The 24,443-nt window shown below is 55.3% G+C and carries 20 protein-coding genes and 1 pseudogene; 19 read left to right on the forward strand and 2 right to left on the reverse strand.

The window, feature by feature from the left end:
• Positions 1–7 precede the first annotated feature (7 nt).
• Positions 8–1,621 (reverse strand): ATP-binding protein, encoded by a 1,614-nt coding sequence (locus O1Q98_RS00855; protein ID WP_125259663.1) that lies wholly within the window; start codon positions 1,619–1,621, stop codon positions 8–10.
• A gap of 422 nt (positions 1,622–2,043) precedes the next feature.
• Here O1Q98_RS00855 and O1Q98_RS00860 point away from each other — a divergent pair, with 422 nt between their 5' ends.
• The 11 genes and pseudogenes from O1Q98_RS00860 (at position 2,044) to O1Q98_RS00910 (ending at position 12,799) form a co-directional block, all read left to right on the forward strand.
• Positions 2,044–3,411 (forward strand): 2-hydroxycarboxylate transporter family protein, encoded by a 1,368-nt coding sequence (locus O1Q98_RS00860; RefSeq protein ID WP_125259662.1) that lies wholly within the window; start codon positions 2,044–2,046, stop codon positions 3,409–3,411.
• A 63-nt stretch (positions 3,412–3,474) separates the two neighbouring features.
• Positions 3,475–4,353, forward strand: a complete 879-nt coding sequence (locus O1Q98_RS00865; RefSeq protein ID WP_278142595.1) for a fumarylacetoacetate hydrolase family protein — start codon at positions 3,475–3,477, stop codon at positions 4,351–4,353.
• Between the two features lie 98 nt (positions 4,354–4,451).
• On the forward strand, positions 4,452–5,438 hold the full coding sequence (gene citC, locus O1Q98_RS00870) for a [citrate (pro-3S)-lyase] ligase (RefSeq protein ID WP_278142597.1): 987 nt from the start codon (positions 4,452–4,454) through the stop codon (positions 5,436–5,438).
• Positions 5,439–5,472: 34 nt separating this feature from the next.
• A complete protein-coding gene (gene citD / locus O1Q98_RS00875; RefSeq protein WP_035342605.1) occupies positions 5,473–5,763 on the forward strand; it encodes a citrate lyase acyl carrier protein in 291 nt (96 codons plus the stop codon).
• A pseudogene (citE, locus tag O1Q98_RS00880) lies at positions 5,763–6,652 on the forward strand (citrate (pro-3S)-lyase subunit beta). Before citD ends, citE begins: the two are co-directional and overlap by 1 nt.
• Positions 6,653–6,678: 26 nt before the next feature.
• On the forward strand, positions 6,679–8,199 hold the full coding sequence (gene citF / locus O1Q98_RS00885; protein ID WP_125261329.1) for a citrate lyase subunit alpha: 1,521 nt from the start codon (positions 6,679–6,681) through the stop codon (positions 8,197–8,199).
• A 10-nt stretch (positions 8,200–8,209) separates the two neighbouring features.
• Entirely contained in the window at positions 8,210–8,755 is a 546-nt protein-coding gene (gene citX / locus O1Q98_RS00890; protein ID WP_125261338.1) for a citrate lyase holo-[acyl-carrier protein] synthase, read from the forward strand.
• Complete coding sequence (gene citG / locus O1Q98_RS00895) at positions 8,733–9,611, forward strand: triphosphoribosyl-dephospho-CoA synthase CitG (RefSeq protein WP_278142599.1); 879 nt, start codon at positions 8,733–8,735, stop codon at positions 9,609–9,611. The genes citX and citG overlap by 23 nt, the downstream gene beginning before the upstream one ends.
• Positions 9,612–10,240: 629 nt before the next feature.
• Positions 10,241–10,993, forward strand: a complete 753-nt coding sequence (locus O1Q98_RS00900; RefSeq protein ID WP_125259412.1) for a flagellar brake protein — start codon at positions 10,241–10,243, stop codon at positions 10,991–10,993.
• A 218-nt stretch (positions 10,994–11,211) separates the two neighbouring features.
• The gene (locus tag O1Q98_RS00905; RefSeq protein WP_125259362.1) at positions 11,212–11,445 is read left to right on the forward strand and encodes a hypothetical protein; all 234 of its coding nucleotides are present in this window, start codon (positions 11,212–11,214) and stop codon (positions 11,443–11,445) included.
• A complete protein-coding gene (locus tag O1Q98_RS00910) occupies positions 11,435–12,799 on the forward strand; it encodes an APC family permease (RefSeq protein ID WP_125259363.1) in 1,365 nt (454 codons plus the stop codon). The genes O1Q98_RS00905 and O1Q98_RS00910 overlap by 11 nt, the downstream gene beginning before the upstream one ends.
• A gap of 64 nt (positions 12,800–12,863) precedes the next feature.
• Here the strand turns inward: O1Q98_RS00910 and sbcB are convergent, their stop codons facing one another.
• On the reverse strand, positions 12,864–14,294 hold the full coding sequence (gene sbcB / locus O1Q98_RS00915; protein ID WP_125259364.1) for an exodeoxyribonuclease I: 1,431 nt from the start codon (positions 14,292–14,294) through the stop codon (positions 12,864–12,866).
• Between the two features lie 309 nt (positions 14,295–14,603).
• Here sbcB and O1Q98_RS00920 point away from each other — a divergent pair, with 309 nt between their 5' ends.
• The 8 genes from O1Q98_RS00920 to O1Q98_RS00955 all read left to right on the forward strand — a co-directional run bounded on the left by O1Q98_RS00920 (position 14,604) and on the right by O1Q98_RS00955 (position 24,442).
• Positions 14,604–14,942: a DUF496 family protein gene (locus O1Q98_RS00920; RefSeq protein ID WP_125259365.1), complete on the forward strand. Its 339-nt coding sequence runs from the start codon at positions 14,604–14,606 to the stop codon at positions 14,940–14,942.
• Between the two features lie 397 nt (positions 14,943–15,339).
• Positions 15,340–17,547 (forward strand): ComEC family protein, encoded by a 2,208-nt coding sequence (locus tag O1Q98_RS00925; RefSeq protein WP_278142605.1) that lies wholly within the window; start codon positions 15,340–15,342, stop codon positions 17,545–17,547.
• A 37-nt stretch (positions 17,548–17,584) separates the two neighbouring features.
• Entirely contained in the window at positions 17,585–19,333 is a 1,749-nt protein-coding gene (msbA, locus tag O1Q98_RS00930; RefSeq protein ID WP_125259367.1) for a lipid A ABC transporter ATP-binding protein/permease MsbA, read from the forward strand.
• Positions 19,334–19,346: 13 nt separating this feature from the next.
• The gene (lpxK, locus tag O1Q98_RS00935; protein ID WP_125259368.1) at positions 19,347–20,360 is read left to right on the forward strand and encodes a tetraacyldisaccharide 4'-kinase; all 1,014 of its coding nucleotides are present in this window, start codon (positions 19,347–19,349) and stop codon (positions 20,358–20,360) included.
• A 37-nt stretch (positions 20,361–20,397) separates the two neighbouring features.
• On the forward strand, positions 20,398–20,580 hold the full coding sequence (locus tag O1Q98_RS00940; protein ID WP_125259369.1) for a Trm112 family protein: 183 nt from the start codon (positions 20,398–20,400) through the stop codon (positions 20,578–20,580).
• Complete coding sequence (gene kdsB / locus O1Q98_RS00945; RefSeq protein ID WP_125259370.1) at positions 20,581–21,339, forward strand: 3-deoxy-manno-octulosonate cytidylyltransferase; 759 nt, start codon at positions 20,581–20,583, stop codon at positions 21,337–21,339.
• 628 nt (positions 21,340–21,967) lie between these two features.
• Entirely contained in the window at positions 21,968–23,287 is a 1,320-nt protein-coding gene (pelN, locus tag O1Q98_RS00950) for a pectate lyase PelN (protein ID WP_125259371.1), read from the forward strand.
• Positions 23,288–23,545: 258 nt separating this feature from the next.
• Positions 23,546–24,442, forward strand: a complete 897-nt coding sequence (locus O1Q98_RS00955; RefSeq protein WP_125259372.1) for a YcbJ family phosphotransferase — start codon at positions 23,546–23,548, stop codon at positions 24,440–24,442.
• The last annotated feature ends 1 nt before the right edge of the window (position 24,443 follow it).

The following is a 24,443-nucleotide window of genomic DNA, read 5'->3' on the forward strand; positions in this document are numbered from 1 at the left end:
TCTTTTTTTAGGTTATAGGTTGGTTAAACGTGGTGTTTTTAGGAATAAAAATAGAAAAAATGGCACCATGCGGAGGGTTATCTGACACTTCGATGACCCCTTGAGCCTGGCTGACATAGCTTGAGACTAAATGCAGCCCAAGACCGTGATCGCCCTCCAGTTTACTGGTGACACCCATCTCAAATACCCTATCGGCAATGTCGGGGTCAATCCCTGTGCCCTGATCGGCCACTTCGATGACCAGTTCTTGTTCGCCATCATAGATATACACCTCAACAGGGGAGTAGGGCAGTTGGCTGGCGAGCGTGGCTTCGACGGCGTTATCAATAACATTGCCAATGATTGACATAAGCTCGGTTTCACTCAGTGATGGGGGAATGGTGTTGAGTTGACAGCGCGGATCAAACCGTAATTCGATGCCTTTTTCACGCGCGCTGGCGAATTTACCGAGCAGTAAACCGCATAGAGCCGGTGAACAAATACGGCTGGAGATGAAATCCAATACCGCCTGCGCGCCTTCCGATTGCGCTTCGATATAGCGAATCGCCTCTTCATAACGTTTCAGGTGGAGTAAGCCTGCCAGTGTCGCCGTCCAGTTCAACTGTTCATGGCGCAGAATACGCAGGCTGTTGGCATAACGTTTGACCTGACTTAACTGCATACTCAGCGTGTGAATATCATTTTTGTCGCGAAAGCTGATGACCCAACCTTGTAATTCGTCCTCAAGCATAATGCGAACCCGGCTGGCAATGACCGTCACCTGATTGAAGCGGCAAATCTCATCATGTGTATCGTTTTCCCACATGGTGTCGCAGCAGAAAAAGGGCACCGGTGTAATGACATCGTCTATCGGTAAGCCGCGCAATTGCCAGGAAGGCATGCTGAGTCCAAGCAAATCTTTGGCAGCGTGGTTGATAACCGCGATACGCCGCTGCTGATCAATAGCAATAACCCCTTCATAAATAGACTCCAGCAGCGCTTTTTGTTGACGAACCAGCAGCCTTATTTCTAGAGGCTCCAGACCAAACATCTGCTTTTTCAAATTGCGGGAAAACCACCATGAAAAGAAGAACAGCGCGACCAGCATGACGGCGATGAACAACCCGACACTGGCCACTTTGCTCCATGTCAGGTTATCAATGCGTTTTTTCAAATACCCCACAGAGACAATACCAATAACGCGATCGCCATCCATAATCGGTGCTTTGCTGCGCAGAGAAATGCCGATGGCGCCTCGACGTAACGTAATAGAGCTTTGTCCATCGAGCACCTCTTTGTTATCTCCGCCGATCATTTCGGTGCCCAGCAGCGAAGGCTCTTCGGAATGATAGAGGTGCGTGGCCGTGTTATCGCCAATCACGATAAAGCTGGCATCGCTGCGCGCTTTGATCTGATCAACCAAATTATCGATAGTGGTGGTGTCGCGCTGTTTTACCGCGTCAACCAGTGAAGGAATAATCGCTATCTCTCTGGCTTGAATCTGGGCCCGGCTCCCAAGTTCATCATAGAGCTGTTGATCCACGGCGCGATAATAGTAAACGCCAGCGCTGATAAGCAGTAACGAGAAAAAGATCATCAGGTAGATAAACAGTTTGATATGAAAAGGAAGTTTTACAGCCATATTGTGCCTATTACCTGTGGAGTGCTGAATTGACGATAGCTAATTTATCATGAAAGGCGTAAAAAGAAGGGGCTAAAAAACCGTCTTGTGAAGCGCTACGCGTAAAAAGTGGTATTGATATTTATTGGCATTTTTGAATTCCCTGTGAAATAAAGATTACTTTTTATTTCATAAAATTTACTTTTTATAAACATGAAGTTTATTTATTGTTCACGATGCCTTTTACGCCATAAAAACCATAAAAATTATGATGCGGGCGCTATTTCTGTTGGTTTTTAATTTATTGATTTAAATGAATAAAAATATTAAAACCATTAAAACCATAAGTGCCATTAAAACTCATTTTTTAATTTGAAGATTGTCACATAATAATAGGACTTGACCTCTTACTATGCCCGGGAAAATAACAAGGGGAGAAGGTTATGAGTACCACTGATGATTCTTATATTGTTGTGAAAGAGGAGGCCTCTGGGCAGGCTTCATTAAAAGAAAAGTGGTGGCATGTTCTGGATAACTACAAAATTGGTGTTATTCCAGTGCCGCTGTTTATTCTGGCTGGTTTATTGATTGCGCTGGACTGCCTTGAAGGCAAACTGCCCAGCGACATCGTGGTGATGGTTGCTACACTCGCGTTCTTCGGTTTTGCCTGTGGTGAATTCGGTAAGCGCTTGCCGTTCATCGGAAAAATGGGTGCAGCGGCGATTTGCGCCACCTTTATCCCGTCTGCATTGGTGTATTACGGCTTGCTGCCGCAAGTTGTTGTGGATTCCACCACCAAATTCTATAAGTCCACCAACATTCTGTATCTGTATATCTGCTGCATCATCGTCGGCAGTATCATGAGCATGAATCGGCAGACGCTGATCCAGGGCTTCCTGCGTATTTTCTTCCCCATGCTGTGCGGTGAAATTGTGGGCATGCTGGTGGGTATGGGCGTCGGCATTATGCTGGGCATGGATCCTTTCCAGATCTTCTTCTTCCTGGTGCTGCCCATCATGGCGGGTGGTGTAGGTGAAGGTGCTATCCCGCTTTCTATTGGCTACGCAGCAATACTGCACATGGATCAAGGGGTTGCTTTGGGGCGCATCCTGCCGATCGTGATGCTGGGCAGCCTGACCGCCATCGTTCTTGCTGGCGTGCTGAACCAACTGGGCAAACGCTACCCACACCTGACGGGTGAAGGCGATCTGATGCCGAATAAAGCAAACAGCCCTGAACAGGCTCCGGCTTCGCTGACCAGCACTCTGAGCGGCAAAATGGACCCGGCTAACCTGGCTGCAGGCGCGCTGTTGGCTATCCTGCTGTACATGATCGGTATGCTGGGCCACAAACTGATTGGTCTGCCTGCACCGGTTGGCATGCTGTTTGCTGCGGTTATCGTGAAACTGGTTAACGGTGCTTCCCCGCGTCTGCTGGAAGGCTCTCAGGTGGTGTACAAATTCTTCCAGACTTCTGTGACCTATCCGATTCTGTTCGCCGTTGGCGTGGCCATTACCCCTTGGGAAGAGCTGGTGCATGCCTTCACGATTACCAATCTGCTGGTGATTGTGTCCACTGTTGTGGCACTGGTCACGACCGGTTTCTTTGTTGGTAAGAAAATCGGTATGCATCCAATTGATGTTGCCATCATCTCTTGCTGCCAGAGCGGGCAGGGCGGTACTGGCGACGTGGCTATCCTCACTGCTGGCAACCGTATGGTGCTGATGCCTTTTGCTCAGATTGCGACCCGTATCGGTGGCGCGATCAACGTCTCCGTGGCTTTGCTGGTTCTCGGCAAATTCTTGGTGTGACGGTTTACGACAAAAACAAATAACGCCGCAATACGTTGCGGCTTTATTGAAACAGGAAAGATTATGAAACTTGCAAGTTATCGCCATCAGGGCAACAACAGTTACGGTATTTACACCTCCGCCGGGCTGATTGATTTGGGCCGTCGTCTGGGCGAACGTTACCCCGACCTCAAAGCGCTGCTGGCCGCCGATGCGCTCGACGTGGCCGCCGCCTTCCAGGGAGAGACCCCGGATGTGGCCGTCGCTGACGTCACCTTTCTGCCGGTGATTGTCTCGCCTTCCAAAATCCTCTGCGTCGGCATGAACTACGCCGACAAGCGCAAGGAGTTCAACGAGCTGAACCCGGCCCCGACGCTGTTCGTGCGCTTCCCGGATTCGCAGACCGGCCACGGCACCCCGGTGCTCAAGCCGCACTACTCCAGCGAGTTTGACTACGAAGGCGAGCTGGCGGTCATCATTGGCCGCGACGGGCAGAACATTGCCCGCGACGAGGCGCTCGGGTTTGTCGCCGGTTACAGCTGCTACATGGACGGCTCGGCGCGTGACTGGCAGCACAGCTGGTTCACGGCGGGCAAGAACTGGCAGAAGACCGGCGCGTTCGGGCCGTACCTGACCACCCGTGACGAAATCCCCGACCCGCATGCGCTGGCCATCCGCACCTACCTGAACGGGCGGATGGTGCAGGATGACACCACGGCGAGCATGATCCACAAGGTGGCCGACCTGATTGAGTATATCAGCACCTTCACCGCGCTCAGTGCCGGTGACGTCATCATTACCGGGTCGCCGGGCGGGGTGGGCAAGAAGCGTAATCCGCCGCTGTTCATGCAGCCGGGTGACAGCATCGAGGTGGAGATAGAGCATGTCGGCCACCTGCGTAACACCATCGGCGAAGCCGCGCGGCCGGTCAGGGCGCGTCAGGCCGTGGCCGTCGGTCACTGAGTCGCCCGGTCGGGCCGCGAGCAACCAGCAGGATACCCCCATGTATGCCGATGAGAGTGTGACATTTACCCCCCCACGAGGTGGCGCGCCACCCCCGGGTGCTGACGGACGTCGGGCCGCTGCTGGCGCGTTGTCAGCTGGGCCTGGACGACGATATCGAATTTTTTGTGGTGGGCCGCCACCAGGGGCGCGTGGTGGCGTGCGCCGGGCTGTGCGCGAGCACCATCAAGTGCGTGGCGGTTGACCCGGATTACCGCGAGCTGAGTCTGGGGGTGACGATAGTCAACGAGGTGGTGCAGTTTGCCGCCGGACGCGGGCTGTTCCACCTGTTTCTCTACACGCGGCCCTGCAATGTGCCGGTGTTCCGGGGCTGCGGGTTTTACCCGCTGGCCTGTTACGAGGACCAGGCGGTGCTGATGGAGAACACGCCGATAGGCATCCGGCAGTATTGCCAGACGCTGGCGTCGCAGGCGAAGCCGGGGGCGCACATCGGGGCCATCGTGATGAACGCCAACCCGTTCACGCTGGGGCACCGCTATCTGGCGGAGCAGGCGGCAGCGGCGTGCGACTGGCTGCATATCTTCGTGGTGCGCGAGGATGCGTCGTTCTTTCCGTTCAGCGAGCGGCTGGCGATGGTGCAGCAGGGGGTGTCACACATCCCGAACCTGACGGTGCATGCCGGGTCGCACTACCTGATATCGAAGGCGACCTTTCCGGGGTACTTTCTCAAGGAGGCGCAGCGCATCACCGAGGCGCACGCGGCGCTGGATTTGATTATCTTCCGGCGTTACATCGCCCCGGCGCTGGGTATCACGCGGCGTTTTGTCGGCACCGAGCCGTTCTGCCCGGTGACGCGGCACTACAACGCGGCGATGCACCACTGGCTGGAGCAGCCGGGCCGGGTGGCGGCGCCGGCGCTGGAGGTGGTGGAAATCGAGCGCGCGCGGGAGGCGGCGGGGCAGGCGATATCGGCATCGGAGGTGAGGCGGCTGCTGGCGCAGCGGGAGTTTGAGGCTATCCGCGAGAGGGTGCCGGCCACCACATTTGTGCAGTTACAGCGCTATGGCGAGCTCGCCTGCGCGTAACGCGTTTTTAGGTATCAAGCAGGTAAAACACACCATGAATATAATCAAGGAAGCCCTGGCGGGCACCTTCGAGTCCAGCGACCTGCTGGTGAAGGTGGCGCCGGCCGAGGGTGCGCTGACCGTGGTCATCAACAGCGAGGTCATCAAGCAGTTTGGCGGGCAGATACGGCAGGTGGTGGACGAGACGCTGCACCGGCTGGGCGTGACGTCCGGCACGGTGGTGGTGGACGACAAGGGGGCGCTGGACTGTGTGATACGCGCCCGGGTACAGAGTGCGGTGCTGCGCGCTGCCGGTATTGACGAGATAGCGTGGGAGAAGCTGTGATGAGCACGACCGAACCGAAAAGACTGCGGCGCAGTATGTTGTTCCTGCCGGGGGCGAATGCCGCCATGCTGTCCAACGCCTTCATCTACCAGCCTGACTCCATCATGTTCGACCTGGAGGATGCGGTGTCACTGCGCGAGAAGGACACGGCGCGGCTGCTGGTGTACCACGCGCTGCAACACCCGATGTACCGCGAGATTGAGACCGTGGTGCGCATCAACCAGCTGAACACGCCGTTCGGCCTGAAAGACCTGGAAGCGGCGGTGCGCGGCGGGGTGGATGTGATACGCCTGCCGAAGACCGACTCCACCGACGACGTGGACGAGCTGGAGCACCATCTGGCGCGTATCGAGAAGGCGTGCGGGCGGGAAGTGGGCTCGACGCGCATCATGGCGGCCATCGAGTCGGCGGTCGGGGTGATTAACGCGGTGTCGATAGCACGCTCGTCCGAGCGCATGATTGGCATTGCGCTGGCGGCGTTCGACTACGTGATGGACATGCAGACCGAGCGCGGCGACGGCACGGAGCTGTTCTATGCGCGCTGCGCGGTGCTGCATGCGGCGCGGGCGGCGGGTATCGACGCGTTTGACGTGGTGTACTCGAACGTGAGCGACGAGGCGGGCTTTCTGAAGGAAGTGGACCTGATACGCCGGCTGGGTTTTAACGGCAAGTCGCTGATTAACCCGCGCCAGATAGAGCTGCTGCACAACGCCTATGCGCCGACGCAGGACGAGGTGGACTACGCCCATCTGGTCATCGAGGCGGCGCAGGAGGGTGAGCGGGCCGGGCTGGGGGTGATATCGCTGAACGGCAAGATGATAGATGCGCCGATAATCGACCATGCGCGGCGGGTCATCGAGCGGCGCGTGCGTCCGGCGTGCGCAAGTAAGGCGCGGAACAGACAGGACTGGAATGATGAGCAACATGATAGAAGCACTGCAACAGCAGTATGCGCGACTGGGCCAGCTGCGCCCGTTTACGGGGGCGAACAGCGCCACGCCGTGGCTGGACGACCTGACGGCGAAGCACGAGCGCAAGCTGTGTGCCGACCTGGAAGAGGCGGTACGCAAGAGCGGGCTGACGGACGGGATGACGATTTCCTTCCACCATGCGTTCCGCGAAGGGGACAAGGTGATAAACCGGGTGGTGGAGACGCTGGCCCGGATGGGGTTTAAAAACCTGACGCTGGCGTCGAGCTCGCTGATGACCTGCAACGCGCCGCTGATAGAGCACATCCGCAACGGGGTCATCACCCGTATCTTCACCTCGGGGATGCGCGGCAGGCTGGCGGACGCGATATCGCACGGTCTGATGGCAGAGCCGGTGCAAATCCACTCGCACGGCGGGCGGGTGCACCTGCTGCAGAGCGGGGAGCTGACGATAGACGTGGCGTTTCTCGGGGTACCGGCGAGCGACGAGTTCGGCAATGCCAACGGCACGTCGGGGACATCGCGCTGCGGGTCGCTGGGGTATGCGATGGTGGATGCGCAGTATGCGAAGACGGTGGTGCTGCTGACGGAGAGCCTGGTGCCGTTCCCGAACATGCCGGCGAGCATCGTGCAGGACCAGGTGGATTTTGTGGTGCCGGTGGACGAAGTGGGCGACCCGGCGAAAATCAGCGTGGGGGCGGCGCGCGTGACCAGCAACCCGCGCGAGCTGCTGATAGCGCGGCGGGCGGCGGACGTTATCGAGCACTCGGGGTACTTTAAGAGCGGCTTCTCGATGCAGACCGGCTCGGGGGCGGCCTCGACGGCGTGCACGCGTTTTCTGGAAGAGCGGATGCAGAAGCAGGGCGTGGTGGCGCGGTTTGCGCTGGGCGGCATCACCGGGAGTCTGGTGGATTTGCACGAGAAGGGGCTGATAGAGACGCTGCTGGACACGCAGTGCTTTGACGCGAACGCGGCGGCATCGCTGGCGAAGAACCCGCAGCACGTGGAAATCTCGACCAACGTGTACGCGAACCCGAGTGCGAAGGCGGCGTGCTGCGACCAGCTGGACGTGGTGATATTGAGTGCGCTGGAAATCGACACGCAGTTCAACGTGAATGTCATCACCGGGTCGGACGGGGTGATGCGCGGGGCGTCGGGCGGTCACTGTGACGTGGCGACGGCGGCGAACCTGACGATAGTGGTGGCGCCGCTGATACGCAGCCGCATTCCGACGGTGGTGCGTCAGGTGACGACGTGCGTGACGCCGGGCAGCGCGATAGACGTGCTGGTGACGGACCACGGGATAGCGGTGAACCCGCTGCGCCCGGAGGTGGCGGCACGGCTGACGGCGGCGGGCCTGAGCGTGATGTCGATTGACGAGCTGTACCAGCGTGCGGTGGCGCTGGCGGGCGAGCCGAAGGCGATTGAGTTCCACGAGCGCATCGTGGGGGTGATCCGCTACCGTGACGGCAGCGTGATTGACGTGGTGCGTCAGGTAAAGGACTGAGCCCGGGCGTATGTGTGAGACAATCCTGACAGAGAGCCCGGCGCACGCCGGGCTGACAGCGGTACTGGCGGCAAAAGAGCAGCGTCATGCCCGTCAGCAGGCACTGCTGGCGCGTTACGGGCAGACCGTGATATCGCTGACGCTGGTCACACCGGGGCCGGTGAAAGATACGCCGCTGTATCGCCAGGCGATGATTCAGGCGCTGTCGGAGCTGGATGACCTGTGCCGTGCGCGGGGCTGGACGGTGAGCGAACAGCAGTTGCACTGGTTGGCGACAGGGGCAGAAGCCTTGTGGGTTGTCGAAAAAGACGCCCTGAGTGTGAAAGCCGCGTTGATAGCCGTGGAAGAGCAACACCCGCTGGGGCGGCTGTGGGACTTCGATGTGCTGGGGCCGCAGACCGGGGTGGTGAGCCGGATATTGCTGGCGCACGGGCCGCGTCGCTGCCTGCTGTGCGATGAAGCGGCGCATGCCTGTTCCCGCTCAAGACGTCACCCTCTGCCCGAGGTGCTGGCGGCCATAGAGGAGCGGCTGCATGGCTGGTTTGACGGTCGCTGAGGCGCTGACCGGCGAGGTGGATGAGCCGGGCGGGTTGCCGGACATCCACCGGCGGGTGGTGGCGGCGCTGACGCACGAGGTGGAGCTGACGCCGAAGCCGGGGCTGGTGGACGCGGCCAACAGCGGCGCGCACCGCGACATGGACATGGGCACGTTCGAGGCGAGCATTGCGGCGCTGTCGCCGTGGTTTGCGCGCTTTACTGCCGCCGGCTGGCAGCATCGCCACCTGCCGCTGTCGCAGCTGCTGGCGCGGGTGCGCCCGGTGGGGCTGGCGGCGGAGCAGGCGATGCAGGCGGCGACAGGCGGGGTGAACACGCACAAGGGCGGTATTTTCGCCTTTGGTCTGGTGTGCAGCGCGGCGGGCTGGCTGGCGGGGCGCGGCGAGCGCCTGAGCCGCGCATCGCTGTGTGGCAGCGTGGCGCAGATGAGCGCGGGGCTGGTGGAAACGGAGCTGGCCGGTGGCAGCACGGCGGTGACGGCGGGTGAGCGGTTGTACCGTGAGCACGGGCTGACGGGGGCGCGGGGTGAGGCGGCGAGCGGCTTTGCCACGGTGCGGCGCTACAGCCTGCCGGCGTACCTGGCGGCGCGCGCGCGGGGTGTGCCGGAGCGCGAGGCGCTGCTGCACACGCTGGTGGTGCTGATGGCGCAGAACGGCGATACCAACGTGGTGTCGCGCGGCGGGCTGGCGGGGTTGTCGCTGGTGCAGCGTCTGGCGCGGGAGCAGTTATCCGCCGGGGTGACGGTGGCGGGGCTTGAGGCGATGGACAGGACGCTGATTGCGCAAAACCTGAGTCCGGGCGGCAGTGCCGATCTGCTGGCACTGACCTGGCTGCTGGCCGGTTATCCGGCGGTGTAATTCCCTTGCGGTAGGGGAATCTGCTGGCGGTACGGTAATACCGGCTGTGGTGCTGCAATATCGCAAGGGCATTACCGCAAAGGTATGGCGCTTGCACAAAAGATAGGCGTGAACAGGGGCGGCAGACAAGCGCTGTTTCGGTTGTGCCATCCCACGGCTGCTGTTTTTCCAGCCACATCGTTTCGTTTTGCATGTGGTGATAGCTCGTGATACGTCGCCGTTGCCGCGCAGGGTAGATTTTCGCGCGGAGGTGAAACGTAACAGGGTTTTCCCCGGTATTTCGCTCGCCACGCTGCTGTTCAAACGTCTATTCAGATTTTTATTCACACTTTTATTCAGATAACTACCAGCGCTGAACCACCGTGGTGGCGCTGTTGGTCGTTGGTATTTCCGTTCATCATTATTTTTTTGTATCGCCAGTGTGAGCCAAACGGCGCACGGCTATTGCAGCCTTTATCCCACGTTATTCTTTTTATTGATAAAAAATTGCGCAATCTGTTTTTGTTGCAGCAAACGAAAGTCGCAATAGCGCTAAAGTCGATTGCACATCTGTCGATACTAGTGCCATGCTGTATCCTGGGAACTCAGGGACACGGATTGATGCGTTAACCATTCAATTAACGGTGGGGATGGATGTAGTGGATAACAATACGAAAGAACAGTTCGCCAGACGCAATAAAATGGCGATTTGCGCCACGTTGCGCGGACTGCAAAAACAAGATACTACGATTGTGGTATATCACACCCATGGTCAGTTCATTAGCAAGATCCTGTCGGTCGATGCAGACGAGGATGAGTTTTTGTTCGACCTGGGTGCGCTTGAGCGTGAGAATAGCCGTGCGCTCTTTGCCGGAGAGCTTGAGTTTATGGCTGAAAGTGCCGGTGCCAAGATAGAGTTCCGCTCCACTATCATCAGAGCTGATGAATACGATGATTTGCCCGCCTTTTGCGCGGCGATCCCGGATGTGCTGTATAACATTCAACGCCGTAACTTTTTCCGCATTAATTCCCCTGCCTGGCCGCCGATGATGTGTCGCGGTGAATTGCCAGATAACAACCAGTTCGAGTTTAGCCTCAAAGATCTGTCGCTCGGCGGATTGAGCATGTATACCGATAATAAAGACACGGTGGCGCAATTTAAGCCCGGCATGGTGCTAAAAAGCGTTGATGTCGATTTAGCCAGTTATGGGCAATTTTGCCTGGATTTACAATTTGTTAATCACGCAACAACCAAGGTGCTCGATGGTAAGGGTGATGTAAGGCAAATTGAGCGATTGAGTTTCAAATTTGTGTCATTAACCGCCGTTCAGGAACGAGGGCTTCAGCAAGTGATCACAGAGCTGGAGCTGGATCAGAACGAAAAGCGTAAACGACTGCGTTAATCGACGAAAATTGATGGGAAAAATCAGGCTGGAACCCTTCGCAGGTCTTGTCTCTGGTTGCTGACTGGGGCAAAATACGCGCCCTGAAAAAACCGACGTTTCTTTGAAAACGTCGGTTATTTTTTTGTACATCACGCAAGAGGCTGGCGTTGCAAACGCCGGACAGATACCAGTAAAACGTCTGCGATAGCGCAACGTCGAATTAAAGAGAGACATGAATGGGGCAAACTGTTGTTTTGGAGCCGGTGCCTGCCGGTTGGCACAGTCACGAAATGGCCATGCTGGCGTGGTCTGTGCCGGGAGAAGCTATTGCTCAACCTGAGGTTGAGGCGACGTCTCCCACCCTCTTTGGGATAAGTGAATATCCGGTGACTTCACCGATGATGACCCTGGCAGCGCGCGCTGCTGATGTGACCGTCGTTTTCCACGGAGCCTTACGCCATGACAACTGATACAACTGCCCCGGCAACGTCTCGCGTACAATTACGCAAAACGCTGACACTGGTCCCGGTCGTGATGATGGGATTAGCCTATATGCAGCCGATGACATTATTTGATACGTTCGGTATCGTTTCTGGGCTGACGGATGGCCATGTCGCCACAGCCTACGCGTTTGCATTAGTCGCCATTCTATTTACCGCACTCAGTTACGGTAAGCTGGTTCGCCGCTTCCCGTCTGCGGGTTCTGCGTATACCTATGCGCAAAAAGCCATTAGCCCGACGGTTGGGTTCATGGTGGGGTGGTCATCGCTGCTGGATTACCTGTTCATGCCGATGATCAATATTCTGCTGGCGAAAATCTATTTTGAAACCCTGATCCCTGAGATCCCATCGTGGATGTTCGTGGTGTTACTGGTGAGTTTCATGACGCTTTCCAACCTGCGTGGCATTAAAACTGTTGCTAATTTCAACAGCCTGATTGTGGTGCTTCAGGTCGCTGTCATGGTTGCCATCACCAGTATGGTTATCTACGGGGTTGCGCATGGCGAAGGTGCTGGAACGCTGGTGAGCAGTCGTCCGTTCTGGACGCCAGAGTCTCATGTGGTGCCGATGATTACCGGTGCGACTATCCTGTGCTTCTCCTTCCTTGGCTTTGATGGCATCAGTTCATTGTCAGAAGAAACCAAGGACGCAGGCCGCGTGATCCCGAAGGCGATTTTCCTGACGGCGCTGATTGGCGGGGTGATTTTCATTGTTGTTTCTTATTTTCTGCAACTCTACTTCCCGGATATTTCGCGCTTTAAGCACCCGGATGCTTCCCAACCGGAAATCATGCTCTATGTTGCAGGGAAAGCCTTCCAGTTTGGTATTCTGATTTTCTCTTGCGTCACGGTGTTGGCCTCGGGGATGGCGGCGCATGCAGGGGTATCACGCTTGATGTATGTGATGGGACGTGACGGCGTCTTCCCTGAGCGTTTCTTTGGCTATGTGCACCCGAACTGGCGCACCCCGGCACTGAATGTGCTCTTGGTCGGCGTGATTGCGCTCTCCGCGATTTCATTCGATTTAGTGACGGCTACCGCATTAATCAACTTTGGTGCATTGGTTGCGTTTAGTTTTGTGAATCTGTCTGTCATTTCGCAGTTCTATATTCGCGAACGCCGCAACAAGACGCTGAAGGATACGCTGAATTACCTGATTCTTCCGGTGATGGGGGCGCTGACCGTTGGTGCGTTGTGGTTGAATCTGGAACGCACCTCGATGACGCTTGGACTGGTGTGGGCTGCCGTCGGCCTGCTGTATCTGGCTTTCGTTACGCGCAGTTTCAGACAGCCAGTGCCGCAGTATAACGAGGATTTAGCCTAACTAACTGGCCGAGTTTTCCGCTAATGCGATAACAGGCTCCTGCGGGAGCCTGTTGTTTGTGCGGCTATGCCAGCACCTTTTGTGCGTAGTTAAATAGCGCCTTGAGCAGTAGCTGTTTGCTCTCATCTCCGGCATGCAGTTGGTAGAGCTCATCCAACGATTGTGAGTAGGCGTTCAGGCGCTCAGGCGTGAACACGTCTCGCCGATGAGCCAGCCAGCGCTGTTGCTCCGATTCATCAAGCGTGCCGGGGTAATTGCGGGCACGATAGCGAAAGAGTAGCTCTTCTATGCGCCCATCGACGAAGTTGAGATGTAATGCAGGCAGATGTTGCGCCGAGGTGGTACGAATAATGGCCATGGCCGCGCGGTCTGCATCGCCGAAAAAACCGTTATAGAGTTGTAGGTCTACATCATTTTCTCCGGCATAAGGCGCAGCCTCGGCGAAAAGCGCCACCACTTTTTCTCGCACCTCATGATGTTGTCGTAAGCGTTGCAGGTTATTCAGGCAGTGTTGCCTGTCGATACCCAGTCGCTCTGCATCTTCCGGGCGTAATGTACTGGCGGGGGCGAGCACCGGGCATTTATTTATATGCACCAGTTTAATCGGCACTGGTGATTCGCTTTCCGCCAACAGCGCACGACGGGTATAAAGGCGGTTTCTTAACTCATCAGCGCTCAACTCCAACAGCGGCGCAATATCGCCCGCCAAATCACAGACGATAACCGCATTGCGGTTCTCCGGGTGCCAGGCCAGAGGAACAATCCAACTGGTGTTGCCGCGCGTAGCACCAAACATGCCGGAAACATGCACCAACGGTTTCATGTTGGGAATATCGATTAACGCATTGACCTTGTTCTTGTTCCGTAACTGATAAAGGTAATCGAATAATTTCGGTTGGGACTGTTTCAGCAGACGAGCCATGGCGATGGTGGCATACACATCGGACATGGCATCGTGAGCGTGCGTGTGTTCAATGTTATTGGCGCGAGTCAGGTGTTCCAGCCTGAAACTTGGAAAGCCCTCATCATTTTCCGGCCAAATGATACCCTCTGGCCGCAGCGCATAGCAGGCTCGCAGCATATCCAACAAATCCCAGCGCGAGTTGCCGTGCTGCCAGCTATAGGCATAAGGATCGAGAAAATTGCGGTAGAACAGGTTACGACTGACTTCATCGTCAAACCGAATATTGTTGTATCCCATAATGCAGGTGCCGGGCACACTGAAAAGCGCATGTATGCGCTGGGCGAATTCGGCTTCCCGGATACCGCGTGCTTTTGCTATCTGCGGGGTGATCCCGGTAATCATCACCGCCTGCGGATCGGGCAGATAATCATCGGAAGGTTGGCAATAAAACACTTCCGGCTCACCGATGACGTTGAAATTCAGATCGGTACGAACACCGGCAAATTGCGCGGGGCGATCTTTAGCGGGGTGTTTGCCAAAGGTCTCATAATCGTGGATGAAAAAACTGGGCTCGGTATGTGAATGATGCACGTTGTCTCTCTGTGGCCTGAAATCGGATAAGGCGCGATTTTACTCACGGATGCGGGCGAATAGTACAGGGTACTCATGGTAAACCATCCGTGCTGCGGGCAGAAGTTGGAATCATGGATACCCTTATGGTCTTATCGTGTTGAATCGAGTCAGGTTCCGCTATGACAAGGGGTGACGTGGTGCACATAAAGACAACGATTGCACCCGAGATTGGGGAAAACACCCTTGTCGGCGGGGGTAGCAAAGCGGTATGGTTAGCGCAGGCGTTTTGCGCATAACGAATTTTGACAGTTAATGAAGGGTAGAAAAATGGATAAAGGTAACACTAAGCCATGTTTCCAGGATGTGCTGGAATTTGTGCGTATGTTCCGTCGTAAAAACAAGTTGCAGCGCGAAATTACGGACAATGAAAAGAAAGTCCGTGATAACCAGAAGCGCGTGCTGCTGTTAGATAACCTGAGTGAATATATTAAGCCGGGTATGTCCATTGAGGATATCCAGAATATTATTGCCAATATGCGCAGTGACTATGAAGACCGCGTTGATGAATACATCATCAAAAATGCTGAGCTTTCAAAAGAGCGCCGCGAATTGTCTCGCCGTATTAAAGAAATGGGTGAAATCAAAGCCCCGGTAGAAACAAAGTAAAATCGTGCCGTTTATCATCAGGGCCTGCTCTGGCCCTGGTGTCTTTTCCCTCAGTCCCTTCATCTCGTTTACCTCAGCGGCCATGCTTGCTGCCATTGCCGATAGTGTTCGGTATTGCTGATATGCACAGCATCCTGTTTATGCCGTGAGCCCGTCAATCAGGTTCCTTTTCTGGCGCTATACATAGCGAGCGGCTTCGCAATTTTTGATGTCATCGTATGGCGATACGTTTTTTTTTGCGTACCCGCTTCCTGGTTCTTCACTCTCGTCTCGCCTTAATTAATGCCGGTTGGCAAAGTTCCTGCGCAATCATCACCCGACTATGGGGGTGAAAGGGAGGTGAGCTATCAGACTGTCACTCAATCACCTGGCGGTTATCGGCGTCAGCGGCCCGTTAGTGCTGCTGTTTCTGCCAGAGTTGCCCAATGAACGCGCCTTGTTGTGGGGTGTTCCGCTGTTGTGGCTTATCCGAACACGCTTCTCTGCGGTGGGCCTTATGGCGTTGAGCCTGTGTTGGAGTCTTTATAACGGTAGGGTGATGATGAATCAGATTGACCAACTAACCCAACGCCCGGTTGTCGCCCAAGTGCGCATAGAGAGCGTGAGATTTAATCAGGCGGAGGCAAGTCATGCCGTGGTCAGGCTATCAAAAATAGACGATGAGTGGGTGTTCCCACCTATTTTCGCACGTGTGACGCTCCCATCGATGATGCAAAACTGGTGTGGCGGGCAGCGCTGGATACTACGCCTGAGTATGCGCCCGGTACATAGCCGGTTAAATGAAGGTGGGTTTGATCGCCAGCGCTGGGCGTTGGCAAAAGCACAACCGCTGACGGCGCGCGTGTTGTCTGCCGAACCCGTGTCATCGGCATGTGGCGCCCGCCAATCACTGGTCACAGTAGTTGAACAACAAACCCAAACACTGCCATGGCACGCGATCATACTGGCGTTGGCGGTGGGCGAAATGGAGAGGGTTGATGCCCCGGTGTTAGACGTGTTACGCCAGACGGGGACACTGCATCTGATGGCTATCTCTGGTTTACACATTGCGCTGGCTGCGTTGTTTGGCTTTGGAGTGGCAAGGGCTGTGCAAATGTTGTTGCCCGTTCACCGGATACAGCATGTTTTTCCCTTGTGGTGTGGATGGGTATTGGCATGGAGTTATGTATGGCTCGCCGGAGGCAACCCACCAGCGGTGAGAGCGGCGCTGGCGCTATCATGTTGGACAGTGTTGCGATTATGTCATGTGTCGGTGTCTTCCTGGCAGGTGTGGTTGTGGTGTCTCGCGTTGGTATTGGTTTTCGACCCGCTCAGTGTGCTGTCTGACAGCTTTTGGCTATCGGCGCTGGCGGTTGCTTCACTGATCTTTTGGTATCAATGGGTGCCGTTACCGGTGTCGATGCAGCGACGTAAGCGCTGGTTCTGGTTACGTGGGTTACATGTGCAACTGGGTATGATGCTGTTGTTGATGCCACTGCAAATTCTGTTATTCCAGGGGATAAGCATGAGTGCATTGCCTGCCAATCTCTGGGCGGTGCCGCTGGTCTCGCTGATAACGACCCCGCTTATATTGATAGCGCTGTTGCTGATGTGGGCACCCGGTGTTGCACAGGGGGTATGGTGGCTGGCCGACCGATCGTTGGCGCTGGTTTTCGCACCGCTGGTGACGTTGCCGCCGGGGTGGTTGCCTTTAGGACAAACGCTAGTCAGTGCGAGTGTCGCAGGGTGGGCGGCAGTGATTATCTGGCGCTTCGGCTGGTGGAGAACCTACCCGCTGAGTGTGCTGGCGTTGATTCTGGTGATGCTGCTGCGCCCAAAGCCGCATGCGCCATCATGGCGGGTAGACATGCTGGATATCGGGCACGGTTTGGCCATCGTGATTGAGCGAAATGGCAAGGCCTGGCTTTATGATACCGGCCCCAGTTGGGAAGGTGGCGAAAGCGCCAGTCGGGAGATTTTGCCGTATCTAAAATGGCGGGGGCTGCAATTACAAGGGGTCGTTATTAGCCATAGCCACCTTGACCATCGTGGTGGATGGGCAACGCTACAAGCGGTCTACCCTCAGATACCGGTGTACAGCTCGCAGTATGATGCTACCCATCGGCCTTGTGTAACGGGGGAAAGCTGGCGCTGGCAGGGGCTGACATTTCGCGTACTGTGGCCGCCGGTGCGGGCGGTGAATGCAGGCAACCATGATTCGTGTGTGATCCGGGTAGACGACGGGCGCTACAGTGTATTGCTGACCGGTGATTTAGAGCAGGAGGATGAGGCAAGGCTGTTGAAAACGCAGCGTCACGCTTTAGCGGCCGACATTCTGCAAGTGCCTCATCATGGCAGTAATACCTCATCATCGGCACCATTTTTACGCGCGGTGGGGGCAGACTGGGTTATGTCATCCAATTCTCGCTATAACCCGTGGCGCTTACCGGCAAGACGCGTGACGCAGCGTTATCGCCAAATGGGGATAGCGTGGCGTGATACTGCCCATAGCGGTCAATTGAGTGTGCGTTTTTTCACCGATGACATACAAATATTGCGCTACAGGGGGGAAATATCGCCTCGCTGGTATCATCGGTGGTTTGGCGCGGGTGAGGATAACGAGTAATATATGCGGCTGTTTATCAAAAGCTCAGGTTTATTGCATGATGAATGATAAAGATCTCTCCACCTGGCAGACATTTCGTCGCCTATGGCCGATGATCGCTCCTTTTAAAGCCGGGCTTGCCGTCGCAGCGGTGGCGCTGGTGATTAACGCCGCTGGCGATACGTTAATGCTGTCACTGCTAAAACCGCTGTTAGATGACGGGTTTGGCAAAGCCGATCGCAGTGTGTTGGTGTGGATGCCGCTGGCTATCATCGGGCTGATGATTATGCGCGGGATCTCCAGCTATATCTCCAGTTATTGTGTCGCCTGGGTGTCTGGCAAAGTGGTGATGAATATGCGCCGTCGCCTGTTCAGTCACATTATGGGCATGCCGGTCTCCTTCTTTGACCAGCAATCTACCGGCACCTTACTTTCACGCATTACCTATGATTCAGAGCAGGTTGCCTCATCGTCGTCTAACGCGTTGGTGACGGTTGTCAGGGAAGGGGCGTCAATTCTGGGTCTGTTTGTACTGATGTTTTGGTATAGCTGGCAACTGTCGCTGATTCTGGTTCTGATTGCACCGATTGTTTCTTACAGTATGCGCGTGGTGTCAAAGCGTTTTCGCAGTATCAGTAAGAACATGCAAAACACCATGGGTTTGGTGACGACAAGCGCCGAACAGATGCTGAAAGGGCACAAAGAAGTGCTGATCTTCGGCGGTCAGAAAGTTGAGGTTGAACGCTTTGATGAGGTGAGCAATCGCATGCGCCAGCAGGGCATGAAAATGGTGTCAGCCTCCTCCATTTCTGATCCTGTGGTCCAGCTTATCGCTTCGTTGGCGCTGGCGTTTGTATTGTATGCCGCAAGCTTCCCATCGGTCATGGAAACGTTGACGGCCGGGACGATTACCGTCGTGTTTTCCTCCATGTTTACGCTGATGCGGCCATTGAAGTCGCTCACTAACGTCAATTCCCAGTTCCAGCGCGGTATGGCAGCTTGCCAGACGCTGTTTACCATTCTGGATTTGGAACAAGAGAAGGACACCGGAACCCGGGTATTGCAGCAGTCGAAAGGCGATATCGTGTTCCAGAATGTTGACTTTGCGTATCCAGGTAAAGAGTCGCTGGCGCTGAAAAACATTAATCTGCATATCCCGCCGGGCAAAACCGTCGCACTGGTTGGGCGTTCTGGGTCTGGAAAATCGACCATTGCCAATCTCATTACCCGTTTTTATGACATTCAAGCGGGGAGTATTCTGGTAGACGGGCACGATCTGCGAGAGTATTCGCTGGCATCGCTGCGCAGCCAGGTTGCGCTGGTTTCACAAAATGTGCATCTGTTCAACGATACGATTGCCAATAACATTGCCTATGCCTGTGGCGACCGCTACAGCCGCGAAGACATTGAACGGGCGGCAAAAATGGCCCATGCCATGGATTTCATTAGTAAGCTGGAACACGGCATGGATACCGTAATTGGCGAGAATGGCGTGCTGCTATCCGGTGGTCAGCGCCAGCGTATCGCTATTGCCCGTGCGTTATTGCGCGATTGTCCCATCCTGTTGCTTGATGAGGCGACATCCGCATTGGATACCGAATCTGAACGTGCGATTCAGGCTGCGCTGGATGAGTTGCAGAAAAACCGTACCGCACTGGTGATTGCGCATCGTCTTTCTACCATTGAAAAAGCCGATGAAATTCTGGTGGTTGAAGAGGGGCAGATTATTGAGCGCGGCCAACATGACGATTTGCTGGCGCGCAATGGCGCTTATGCCCAGCTACACAAGTTGCAGTTTGGCGCGTGACTGAGTCTGGCCGATGATTGAACGTATCTGGTCGGGGCGCTCACGGCTTTATTGGTTGCTGCTGCCATTGTCGTTGCTTTATGGCGTGATAAGCGGCCTTATTCGCATGAGTTACCGTTATGGTTTGCGCCCGGTCTGGCGCGCGCCTGTACCGGTGGTTGTGGTGGGCAATTTGACTGCTGGCGGCAATGGCAAAACACCGGTGGTTATCTGGCTGGTTGAGCAACTGCAACAGCGCGGCTATCGTGTCGGTGTGGTGTCGCGCGGGTATGGCGGCCATGCCGAGCATTACCCGCTGTGCGTGACCTCGCAGGTTACGGCGCAACAGGCGGGCGATGAGCCAGTGCTGATTTTTCAGCGCACCGGTGCTGCAGTGGCTGTCGCACCCAAGCGCCGTGAGGCGATAGCGGCATTGCTGGCGCGCCAGCCGCTGGATATCGTAATAACGGATGATGGGTTGCAACATTACGCACTGGCTCGTGATGTAGAGTTGGTGGTCGTTGACGGCGCAAGGCGTTTCGGCAATGGATGGTGGTTGCCCGCAGGCCCTTTACGGGAGCGGGTCTCGCGCCTGAAAACGGTTGATGCGGTGATTACCAATGGCGGGCAGGCTGAGGCGGGAGAGATTCCGATGCAACTGGTCGCTCGTGAGGCGGTGAACCTGCTCACGGGGGAGCGCCGTGCGGTGTCTTCGCTTTCACCGTTGGTGGCGATGGCTGGCATCGGGCATCCGCCGCGCTTTTTTGCCACGCTGCGGTCGTTAGGTGCAACGCTTGTGCAAGAAGTGGCGTTTGCCGATCATCAACATTGGCAACCTCGGCAATTGCAGGCCCTGACCACGGATCGGCATCAGCCATTGATCATGACAGAGAAAGATGCGGTGAAATGCCGTACATTTGCTTGCGCCAATTGGTGGTATTTACCGGTTGATGCAACGCTGCCCGCGCCCGCATCCTTGTCATTGTTACAGAAAATAACACAAACCATTGAAAAATATCGCAAAGCGAGCGATGTGGACGCAGAGTGACAGCGGTTCAGACGGCTCGCTTTTTGATGGAGGAAGTATGGATCATCGTTTGCTCGAAATCGTGGCATGTCCGGTATGTAATGGGAAACTGGTTTTTGATCAGGAAAAACAAGAGCTGATTTGCAAGGCGGAAGGGTTAGCGTATCCGGTAAGAGACGGTATTCCCGTGCTGTTGGAAAATGAAGCCCGTACACTCACTCCCGACGAGATGGCGCAATAAATGACCTTTACCGCAATTATTCCTGCCCGCTATGCCTCGACCCGCTTGCCGGGAAAACCGCTGGCGGATATTCAGGGTAAACCGATGGTCGTGCATGTGATGGAGCGTGCGCGTGAATCTGGCGCGAGCCGGGTGATTGTGGCGACCGATCATACCGATGTAGCGCGCGCCATTGAGCAGGCTGGTGGCGAAGTCTGCATGACCCGCCCTGACCACAGTTCTGGCACCGAACGTCTGGCTGAGGTGATAGAGCATTACCGCTTTGCGGATGACGAGATTGTCGTCAACGTGCAAGGCGACGAGCCCTTGATTCCACCGGTGATTATCCGCCAGGTGGCTGAGAATCTGGCGGGTAGTCTGGCGGGAATGGCGACGCTGGCTGTTCCGATAACCGACAGTGAAGAGGCTTTTAACCCCAATGCGGTGAAAGTCGTGACGGATGCGCAGGGTTACGCACTCTATTTTTCCCGCGCGACCATTCCCTGGGAGCGCGATCGCTTTGCGCAATCGCGTGAAATCATCGGTAATCATTTCCTGCGCCATATCGGTATCTACGCCTACCGTGCGGGCTTTATCCGCCGCTATGTGGGGTGGGCGCCCAGCGAGCTTGAGAAAATCGAAATGCTCGAGCAGTTGCGTGTGCTGTGGTACGGCGAAAAGATTCATGTTGCCGTCGCCAAAGAAGTGCCCAGCGTGGGGGTTGATACCCCGGAAGATTTAGCGCGCGTCAGAGCAATAATGGCGGCGTCATCATATTGACCATGAGAGAGAATGCCCTGCGCCATTGCAGTGAATATGCTGCGTAGTGAATATACCGTTTAGTAAATATATTGTGTGGGGAATACATTGTGCGGTGAATAGATTCGTTGTTGCAGCGAATACGCTATGGCGATGACGAATACGCAGTGGTGATGAAGAGACGGCGAGACGTTTTATAATCCGGGGTGTTTTATCAGCGCGTTGCCGGTAGGCAAGGCGCTTTTTTTATGCGCGGCGACGTACATTCACCATCGTCATCCATTACCCCGAGAGCAGAACGCTGGGCCGCTTGTGTGAAGACGACGGCTGTTCAGCAATGATGGCCTTCATGCTAATCACATTTAGATATTGTTATTCAGGAAATGGTATAGCGTGACTAATAAATATGTGCGTAATCAGGCGAAAAATAGCCGCCGTGGATGCATAAAGGGTCATCATGACTTATTATTTTGCGGTCTTTTCCCCTGTTCGCGGCGTTGCTGGTTTTCATCCGGCACGGTTTACCACCTCTGTCGCTTTTTCCGAATACCCGTGTTTGGGTGTGACGGGGATAATGGCCGTTGATGCGCACCGGTATATGGAAAGGATGAATATACTGACTTTTATTGACTAAGGATGGAGCAACATAATGAAAGTGAAAAAAACGTTTTTACCCGTATTGGTTGGTTGCCTGTTAGCAGGTACGGCCGCGCAGAGTCTGGCGGCCGAGTTCTATCTGGCGCCTAATGGCAGCGATACAGCCAATGGCAGCAAGGCGGCCCCCTGGAAAACCTTTGCCCGCGCGCAACAAACGCTCGCACCGGGCGACCGCTTGTGGGTGCGTGGCGGTACTTACACGTTTAATGCCGGGTTGAACAGTTGTGCCAGCCAGACGGATATTGTGAATGCGATTACGCTCAACAAAAGCGGAACGTCTGGCAAGCGTATTGAATACGTCGCGTATACGGGTGAAAAACCGGTATTTGATTTCAGCCAGATGAAAGATGACTGCCGCGTGAAAGGTTTTAACGTTGTTGCAAGCTGGATCACGCTGAAAGGATTAGAAATTACCGGCGTGCCGCAAAATAACAACAAGAACCATGAATCCTGGGGCGTGTGGATTAATGGCAGCAACAACGTGTTTGAGCAACTCAACATTCACCACATTATGGGAACCGGATTATTTTTGAAAAACGGTGCTTATAACACGGTATTGAATACTGATTCTCACCATAACTATGACCCGTTAACCTCTAATGGCGCGGGGCAGAGTGGTGATGGATTTGGTGCCCATATCGCCGCCGACATGCCGGGCAATATCTTCAGTGGATGCCGTGCCTGGTCAAACTCTGATGATGGTTTTGACCTTATCAATGCTTACTCGGCGGTGACGATTGAAAACTCATGGGCCTGGTCGCACGGCTATTTGCCGGGTACGACCACGTCGTTGGCCGCCGGTAACGGTAATGGCTTTAAGGCTGGTGGGTATGGCGCGCTGTATGTCAGCAACGCCCCGAAACATGTGGTACGTAATTCCGTTGCCTTCCTGAATAAAGCGGCGGGTTTTTACGCGAATCACCATCCGGTAGCGAATGATTTCTTTAATAACACGTCATTCCAGAATGCGGTTAACTTTAGCATGCGCGGTATTGATGCCGGTGGTAATGCGGTTTCATTGGGCACGTTGCGTAATAACGTCTCTTATGCTGCCAAATCGCAGTCACTGCAATATACCGATGGCGCGAATATGCGCTATAACTCATGGAATTTTAACAATGTTATCTCTGATGCTGAATTCCAGGGCGTATCCACAACGGGCTGGGATGCGGCACGTCAGGCTGACGGCAGTCTGCCGGTGTTGAAAAGTCTGCATCTGGCGGCAGATAGCTGGATGGTGGATAAAGGTGGCGATGTCAAAATCGCCTATAAAGGCACCGCCCCGGATCTGGGCGCTTTTGAGCTGAAATAATCACGCATTGGTGCTGCACTCTGCGTCCGAAGGCCAATTATTGGTATCGTGGCAGTTGCAGCATGTCCCAAGGCCCTCGCGCCTGTTGATTCAGGCGTGGGGGCGTTCGATACGCCGCTGGGGTTTTCCTGTACCGCCGATGTTTATATTGGCGCAGTCATCTCCATCCCGCTTTCTTTGATCTGTATTGAAGAAATAATCCTTCCCTGCTCGCATCATAGGCGCGATGTTGCCTGCAACTGTGGGAGTCCACTGCTTATGGAACTGCTAAAGACCGAATTGAGTACGGTGCTGGGAGAGTCTGTCAGCCGGCTTGAGAGGATCAGTGAGCAACCTTATGCTCACCTCTATGCGTTATATGATAATTCAGGTAATGCCATGCCATTGCTGGCAAAAAGTTATATTTGTCAGGGTATTGCGGCGCAAGAGGCCTATAAGCTGACCATGTTGGCGCGTGAAGGCGACGTCCGTTTGCCGACCGTCTACGGCATGGTGATCACACACCAGGCGCCGTATAAAGAGCTCTTGCTGATTGAGCGGCTGCGTGGGGTGTCGGTGGAGGCACCTTCGCGCTCACCGGGGCGCTGGGAATTATTGCGCGATCAAATCGTAGAAAATCTGCTGGCCTGGCACCGTATTGACAGCCATGGTTGCGTGGGGACGGTCGATAGTACACAGGAAAACACCTGGCCTGACTGGTATTGCCAGCGTCTGGAAGTGCTGTGGGCAACGTTGATGAATGTCAATGCGGTACAGTTAACGCAGCAAGACCGCACGGTGTTGTACCGTTCGCGCCAGAGTCTGTCATCACTGTTTGCTGATTTTGATGACGATTGCGTGCTGGTGCATGGCAATTTGACGCTACGCAGCATGCTCAAAGACCCGCGCACCGATCAACTGCTCGCGATGATCAATCCCGGCATGATGCTATGGGCTCCGCGCGAGTATGACCTGTTCCGCCTGTGTGAGGAACCCGGTATGTCAGAGCAGCTGTTTTTTCACTACCTCAAGCAAGCGCCGCTGGCAGAGTCCTTCGTTGGACGCCGCTGGCTATACACGCTGTGGGCTGCGGTCTCCCGTTATATTCATACCGGCCAGCTCGATCGCGGCGTGTTCGATACCGCTATTCGTGAGTTACAGCCCTGGCTTGAGTGAT

Source organism: Dickeya lacustris, from assembly GCF_029635795.1.
GTDB classification, from domain to species: Bacteria; Pseudomonadota; Gammaproteobacteria; order Enterobacterales; family Enterobacteriaceae; genus Dickeya; species Dickeya lacustris.

Bases quoted from the DNA above. Each gene is read 5' to 3' on its own strand.
- O1Q98_RS00855 (WP_125259663.1), bottom strand. From the start codon at position 1,621: ATGGCTGTAAAACTTCCTTTTCATATCAAACTGTTTATCTACCTGATG.
- O1Q98_RS00860 (WP_125259662.1), top strand. From the start codon at position 2,044: ATGAGTACCACTGATGATTCTTATATTGTTGTGAAAGAGGAGGCCTCT.
- O1Q98_RS00865 (WP_278142595.1), top strand. From the start codon at position 3,475: ATGAAACTTGCAAGTTATCGCCATCAGGGCAACAACAGTTACGGTATT.
- citD (WP_035342605.1), top strand. From the start codon at position 5,473: ATGAATATAATCAAGGAAGCCCTGGCGGGCACCTTCGAGTCCAGCGAC.
- citF (WP_125261329.1), top strand. From the start codon at position 6,679: ATGAGCAACATGATAGAAGCACTGCAACAGCAGTATGCGCGACTGGGC.
- citX (WP_125261338.1), top strand. From the start codon at position 8,210: ATGTGTGAGACAATCCTGACAGAGAGCCCGGCGCACGCCGGGCTGACA.
- citG (WP_278142599.1), top strand. From the start codon at position 8,733: ATGGCTGGTTTGACGGTCGCTGAGGCGCTGACCGGCGAGGTGGATGAG.
- O1Q98_RS00900 (WP_125259412.1), top strand. From the start codon at position 10,241: ATGGATGTAGTGGATAACAATACGAAAGAACAGTTCGCCAGACGCAAT.
- O1Q98_RS00905 (WP_125259362.1), top strand. From the start codon at position 11,212: ATGGGGCAAACTGTTGTTTTGGAGCCGGTGCCTGCCGGTTGGCACAGT.
- O1Q98_RS00910 (WP_125259363.1), top strand. From the start codon at position 11,435: ATGACAACTGATACAACTGCCCCGGCAACGTCTCGCGTACAATTACGC.
- O1Q98_RS00920 (WP_125259365.1), top strand. From the start codon at position 14,604: ATGGATAAAGGTAACACTAAGCCATGTTTCCAGGATGTGCTGGAATTT.
- msbA (WP_125259367.1), top strand. From the start codon at position 17,585: ATGATGAATGATAAAGATCTCTCCACCTGGCAGACATTTCGTCGCCTA.
- lpxK (WP_125259368.1), top strand. From the start codon at position 19,347: ATGATTGAACGTATCTGGTCGGGGCGCTCACGGCTTTATTGGTTGCTG.
- O1Q98_RS00940 (WP_125259369.1), top strand. From the start codon at position 20,398: ATGGATCATCGTTTGCTCGAAATCGTGGCATGTCCGGTATGTAATGGG.
- kdsB (WP_125259370.1), top strand. From the start codon at position 20,581: ATGACCTTTACCGCAATTATTCCTGCCCGCTATGCCTCGACCCGCTTG.
- pelN (WP_125259371.1), top strand. From the start codon at position 21,968: ATGAAAGTGAAAAAAACGTTTTTACCCGTATTGGTTGGTTGCCTGTTA.
- O1Q98_RS00955 (WP_125259372.1), top strand. From the start codon at position 23,546: ATGGAACTGCTAAAGACCGAATTGAGTACGGTGCTGGGAGAGTCTGTC.